Source organism: Dietzia sp. Cai40, assembly GCF_014145165.1.
Classification (GTDB): Bacteria; Actinomycetota; Actinomycetes; order Mycobacteriales; family Mycobacteriaceae; genus Dietzia; species Dietzia natronolimnaea.
Genome location: NZ_JAALEB010000264.1, coordinates 1 through 5,914, shown reverse-complemented (window position 1 = coordinate 5,914; position 5,914 = coordinate 1). Strand labels below are relative to the sequence as shown.

Sequence of the window (5,914 nt, the reverse complement as noted above, 5' to 3'; positions counted from 1 at the left end):
TCGGGGCAGCGGGGCGCAGGGTCAGCGCGCGGGTCACGGTCGCACCCGCACCGACGGCCTGGGGGACGGACGGCAGCGCCTGCCCGTCGACGAGCACGGGCAACGCGACCCGGCGCTTGTCGGGTCCGGTGAGCGCGGCGCGCAGGTCGCCGGAGTAGGCGGACCCCGTCGAGTCCATCCGGACCGAGGCGTCGAGCACCTGTCCGTCCCGGTCCGGCCGGAGCACCGCACCACCCACCGCCGTGAGCCGTACGGGAAGGGAGACGACGGGATCGGCGGACCGGGTCGAGGACGGGGTGCCGTCCCCGACCACGGGCCACCCGCCGACCCAGTCCAGGCGGTCGAGCATCATGTACCTCCGCTGCACCCCGTTGGGGAGCACGGCGCTGCCGCGGGGGGCGGCGTGATAGAGCATCCAGTCCTGCCCCGCGTCGTCGGTGGTCACGTCGACGTGACCCGGTCCCACCCAGTCGGCGTCACCCTTGAGGATCACGTCGCCGGGCAGCGGGGAACCCGGCCCCTGCACCAACGGGCGCTGTTGCCGATCGGAGTACGGGCCCATCACGTCGTCGGCGCGGCCACCCAACACCCGGTACTGGGACTGCTCGCCGTTGCAACACAGTCCAGCACTGGTGAACAGGTGCGTCCTGCCCTCGCGGCTGACGATGGCGGGGGCCTCGACGCCCGTACCGGCCACCAGGGACGCCCGTACCGGCCACCAGGACGGGGTCGCCGATCAGAGCTGTCCCCGCTGGGTTCATCCGCACCGCGTGGATCCCCTCGAAGTTCCCCATGAACATGACCGGGCCGTCGGCCGTGAACACCACCTCGGGGTCCATCGGATCCAGATCCCGATAGGGCGCGTCGGCCCCGTAGCAGACGATCGGCGCACCGCCGTGGGTCCACGGGCCCTCGATCCCGGGCGCGGTGGCCATCCCGATACAGGGGGCCGGCCCGCCGGTCGTGTAGTACATGACCGCTCCGGCGTCGGCGACGTGGACGTCCGGCGCCCACAGGTACGACCCCGACGGTGCCCACGAGGGACGGGATCCGAAGGCGTCCCCCACGTACTCCCACTCGACCAGGTCGAAGGACCGGAAGTGCGGGACGAGCCGGTACCCGGCACCGTCCGACCAGTCGTCCGAGGACGCGTAGACGTGGAAGGCGCCGTCCGCTCCCCTCTGGACCGACGGGTCCGGGGCGATGGAGGAGATCACCGGGTTCGCGGCCGCGGGCACCGCCGCGGTGGCGGACACGAGGGGGACGACGACGGCCAGCGCGGCGGCGCCGAGGGCGCGCGCTCCTCGCGAGATTTTCATCGGCCGAGCATAGACCCATGAACCGTCTTTATGTGACCGTACGTAACTCCCGGTTGGAGCCCCGCTCCGCGCTCTCTATCTCGCCCCGCGCTCCTTGCGCAGCAGGAACCGCTGGATCTTGCCCGACGGGGTCTTGGGCAGCTCGCGGACGAAGTGGACCTTGCGCGGGAAGGCGTGGGCCGCGAACTCCGTCTTGACCCACTTCTGCAGCCCGGCCTCGGCCTCCGGGCCGCCCTCCACGCCGTCGCGCAGCACCACGTACGCCTCCAGCACCTCGCCGGCCAGCTCGTCGGGCACCCCGATGACCGCCGACTCGAGCACGTCGGGGTGCTTGGCCAGGACGGACTCCACGTCGAACGGGCCGATGCGGTACCCGGACATGATGATGACGTCGTCGTCGCGGCTCGAGAAGTAGAAGTGGCCGTCGGCGTCGAGCTTGGCGGCGTCGCCGGTGTAGTACCAGCGTCCGTCCGGGCTGAACCGCTCGGCGGTCTTCTCCGGGGCCTGGTGGTACCCCGTGAACCACATGAGGGGGCTGGCGGGCACGTCGATCGCCACGCGGCCCAGCTCGCCCACGGGGGCGGGCTCGTCGGCGTCGGCGGCGAGCACGGTGCAGGACCAGCCCGGCAACGGCACGCCCATCGAACCCGGACGGACGTCCTCGCGCAGCGAGTCGTGCCAGGGGTTGATGATGAACATCCCGTGCTCGGTCTGGCCGTACTGGTCCCGGACCTCGACACCGAACTGCTCGATCGACCACTCGATCACCTCCGGGGTGAGCGGCTCACCGGCGGCGGAGGCCCGGCGGAGCCTCACGTCCGGCGCGATGTCGCGCTTGGCGCGCATCGTCCGGTAGACCGTCGGCGCCGCCGCGAAGTTGGTGACCCCGTAGTACTGCAGGACGGCGAACGCCAACTCCGGGGTGTATCGGGCGTGGAGGAGCAGGCTGCGGCGGCCCACCGCCAGCGGACCGAGGATGCCGTAGTAGAGGCCGTACGCCCAGCCCGGATCGGCACCGTTCCAGAACACGTCGTCGGCGCGCACGTCCAGACCGGTCTCGATGTACTGGTGGAACGCGGCGAGCGCGCGGACGGGGACGACGACCCCCTTGGGGGTGCCGGTGGTGCCCGAGGTGAAGAGCATCACCATCCCGGCGTCCGGTCCGGTGACCGCGGCGCCGCGACCGGGCTCCTGGTCGCCGACGATCGTGTCGAGGTCGAGGTCTCCCTCCCGGGCACCGGGGCAGTCCGCCAGCCCGGCCACGACCACCGGGACGGACGTGCTCTCGAGCTTCCCCCGCTGGTCGGCGTCGGACACGATCACCCGGGCGTCGCCGCCGGTGATCCGCATCTCGATGGCGGGCCAGGCGAACGCGGTGAACAGCGGCATGTGCACCGCGCCCAGGCGCCAGATCCCCATGAGCGTGAACACCAGGTCCGCGGACTTGGCCATGAGCGTGGCGACCCGGTCCCCCTCGCCCACACCGAGGGCCGCCAGGGCGGCGGCCACCTTCTCGCTCCCGACCTTCAGCTCGCCGTAGGTGATGTCGCGACCGGACAGGTCGGCGTCGATCACGGTGAAGGCCACGGCGTCGGGGTCGTGGCGGTCGCACAGGAACTCCGCCGCACTCGCACCGGGGACGTCGTAGATCGCCAGGAGCTCGTCCGGGGACAGGGGCGTGCCGGTGGGCGGCGTGGTCTCGGTCGTATCTGCAGACATGTCTGCAGATACTGCTGCAGAGGCCCGCCGCACACCACCCACCGACGGGCACCCCCGCTTTCGGGGCTGGTACGACTGCTCCGGAGCCGTGCACTCTAATGGGACCACCCGACGATTCCCGCACGTACCCGGAAGGACTCCCATGGCCGTCGACCGACTGCTCCCCAGCGACGAGGCGTACGAACTCCTCGACATGACCCGCTCGGTCGCGGACAAGCTGCTCGAGCCGATCGCGGCCGAGCACGAGCGGAACCACACCTATCCCGAGGGGCTCTTCGCGCAACTCGGCGAGGTGGGCCTGCTGGGGCTGCCCTATCCGGAGGAGTTCGGCGGCGGCGACCAGCCGTACGAGGTGTACCTGCAGGTGCTGGAGGAGCTCGGTGCCCGGTGGGCGGCTGTCGCCGTCGCGACGAGCGTGCACGGTCTGTCCTGCTTCCCCCTGGCCACCGCCGGCTCCGACGAGCAGAAGGCCGAGTGGCTGCCCGGGATGCTCGCCGGCGAGCAGATCGGCGCGTATTCGCTCTCGGAGCCACAGGCCGGGTCGGACGCGGCGGCGCTGCGGTGCCGCGCCGAGCGTGAGGGTGACGAGTTCGTGGTCACCGGCACCAAGTCCTGGATCACGCACGGTGGGATCGCGGACGTGTACAACACCTTCGTCCGCACCGGCGAGGGGTCCCGCGGCATCTCGTGTCTCCTGGTCCCCCGCGACACCGAGAACCTGACGTTCGGGAAGCCCGAGGACAAGATGGGCCTGAACGGCGTCCCCACCACCACCGCCGCCTACGAGGGCGCCCGGGTCGACGCCGCCCGTCTCCTGGGCGCCGAGGGCGACGGACTGCGCATCGCGTTCTCCGCCCTGGACTCGGGCCGGCTCGGGATCGCCGCGGTGGCCACCGGCATCGCGCAGCGGGCACTCGACGACGCGGTCGCCTACGCCAATGAGCGCGAGGCGTTCGGCAAGACCATCATCGGCCACCAGGGCCTGGGCTTCCTGCTGGCGGACATGGCCGCGGCCGTGACCTCCGCCCGCGCCACGTACCTCGACGCCGCCCGACGCAAGGACGCCGGCCGTCCCTACTCCCGCCAGGCCTCGATCGCCAAGCTCACCGCCACGGACGCGGCGATGAAGGTCACGACGGACGCGGTCCAGGTGCTCGGCGGCGTCGGCTACACCCGGGAGTTCCCCGTGGAGCGGTACATGCGCGAGGCCAAGATCACCCAGATCTTCGAGGGCACCAACCAGATCCAGCGACTGGTGATCGCCCGCGACCTCGCCGTCTGAGTCCCCGGCGGCCCGTCCGGCCCGGAGCGCCTAAGGTTGGCGGCATGTCCTCCCTCCCCGACGCCTCCGCTCCCGCGGGCACCGAGTACGTGGTCCTCCTCTCGGAGGACGGCCAGCCCGTCGGCACCGCGGACAAGGCCACCGTCCACACCACCGACACCCCGCTGCACCTGGCGTTCTCGTGCCACGTGGTCGACGAGGAGGGCCGCGTCCTGCTCACCCGTCGCGCGCTGCACAAGCGCGCCTGGCCGGGCGTGTGGACCAACTCGTTCTGTGGTCACCCCGCACCGGGCGAGGACCCCGCCGAGGCGATAGTGCGACGGGCGGAACAGGAACTCGGGACGCGCGTGGACGGGATCGAGCCGGCGTTGCCGGACTTCCGGTACCGGGCGGTGGACGACTCCGGGATCGTGGAGAACGAGATCTGCCCGGTGTTCACCGCCCGCATCCGCGCCGACCTAGCCCCGCGGGCGGACGAGGTGTGTGCCCACCACTGGGCCCGGCCCGAGGACGTGCGCAAGGCCATCGACGCGACGCCGTTCGCGTTCAGCCCCTGGCTGGTCGCGCAGGCGCCGCGCATGGCCCTCTACGCTCGTTGAGGACGGGCTCGGTGAGGACGGGCTCGGTGAGGACAGGCGCGTTGAGGACGGCGGATCGGCCGTCAGCCCGGCGGGCTGACGCCGTTAGCCCGGGATGCTGATGTGTCCCTCCTCGGCCGCCAGGCCGATGTCGCGACGGAAGTGACCGCCGCCCAGCTCGACCCCGTCGAGGATCCGGTAGGCCTCCGCGCGCGCGGCGGCGAGGTCGGGACCGGTCCCGACGACCGACAGGACCCGCCCCCCGGCCGAGACCAGTCGCCCGTTCTCGTCCCGGGCCGTCCCGGCGTGGAAGACCCCCGGCTGCTCGGCGCCCTCGATCACGTCCCCCCGGCGTGGCGAGGACGGGTAGTTCTCCGCGGCCAGCACGACGGTCACGGCGGCGCCGTCGCGCCACACCAGCGGAGGCAGCTCGGCGAGACGGCCGGTGGCCACCGCGTGGAGGGCCTGCCCCAGGGGCGACTCCAGTAGCGCCAGGACCGCCTGCGTCTCGGGATCACCGAAACGGCAGTTGAACTCCACGACCTCGGGGCCAGACGTGGTGATCGCCAGACCCGCGTACAGGAGACCGGAGAAGCCGCATCCCCGTGCGACCATCTCGCGGGCGACCGGCTCACACACCTCGGAGACGATCCGGTCGACCATCCCCTGCGGCAGCCACGGCAGGGGGGTGTAGGCACCCATCCCGCCGGTGTTGGGTCCGCGGTCCCCCTCCCCGACACGCTTGTGATCCTGAGCGGGGAGGAGCGGGACCACCGTCTCGCCGTCCACGAGACAGAACAGCGACACCTCGGGGCCGTCGAGGAAGGACTCGAGCAGAACCGGGTGCCCGTCGTCCAGGCAGGCGAGCGCGTGGGCGTGCGCGGCGGCGCGGTCGGGCGTGACCACGACCCCCTTGCCGGCCGCGAGGCCGTCGTCCTTGACCACCCAGGTGGGGCCGAACCGGTCGAGCGCCTCGTCCAGGTCGGCGGGCGAGTCGACGACCTCGGCGCGCGCCG

5 protein-coding genes and 1 pseudogene are annotated in these 5,914 nt (G+C 72.2%); 2 read left to right on the top strand and 4 right to left on the bottom strand.

Annotation, left to right across the window (positions count from 1 at the left end; genetic code table 11):
* From G6022_RS17055 to G6022_RS10605, 3 genes and pseudogenes are all read right to left on the bottom strand, one after another.
* A partial coding sequence (locus G6022_RS17055; protein ID WP_347238170.1) for a family 43 glycosylhydrolase occupies positions 1–697 on the bottom strand: 697 nt, incomplete at its 3' end.
* Between the two features lie 73 nt (positions 698–770).
* Positions 771–1,319, bottom strand: a pseudogene (locus G6022_RS17050) (family 43 glycosylhydrolase); the annotation flags it as partial.
* Between the two features lie 75 nt (positions 1,320–1,394).
* Positions 1,395–3,038 (bottom strand): AMP-binding protein, encoded by a 1,644-nt coding sequence (locus G6022_RS10605; RefSeq protein WP_182639589.1) that lies wholly within the window; start codon positions 3,036–3,038, stop codon positions 1,395–1,397.
* A gap of 142 nt (positions 3,039–3,180) precedes the next feature.
* On the opposite strand from G6022_RS10605, the gene G6022_RS10600 reads away from it, so the two are divergent.
* Both G6022_RS10600 and idi read left to right on the top strand, forming a co-directional pair.
* On the top strand, positions 3,181–4,320 hold the full coding sequence (locus G6022_RS10600; RefSeq protein WP_107748804.1) for an acyl-CoA dehydrogenase family protein: 1,140 nt from the start codon (positions 3,181–3,183) through the stop codon (positions 4,318–4,320).
* A gap of 44 nt (positions 4,321–4,364) precedes the next feature.
* Entirely contained in the window at positions 4,365–4,919 is a 555-nt protein-coding gene (gene idi / locus G6022_RS10595) for an isopentenyl-diphosphate Delta-isomerase (protein WP_017835303.1), read from the top strand.
* An 84-nt stretch (positions 4,920–5,003) separates the two neighbouring features.
* On the opposite strand, the gene purD is transcribed toward idi, so the two are convergent.
* The coding region (purD, locus tag G6022_RS10590; protein WP_182691540.1) for a phosphoribosylamine--glycine ligase at positions 5,004–5,914 on the bottom strand (911 nt) is incomplete at its 5' end.

Coding starts and splice junctions, on each gene's coding strand:
- G6022_RS10605 (WP_182639589.1), bottom strand. CDS start 3,038: ATGTCTGCAGATACGACCGAGACCACGCCGCCCACCGGCACGCCCCTG.
- G6022_RS10600 (WP_107748804.1), top strand. CDS start 3,181: ATGGCCGTCGACCGACTGCTCCCCAGCGACGAGGCGTACGAACTCCTC.
- idi (WP_017835303.1), top strand. CDS start 4,365: ATGTCCTCCCTCCCCGACGCCTCCGCTCCCGCGGGCACCGAGTACGTG.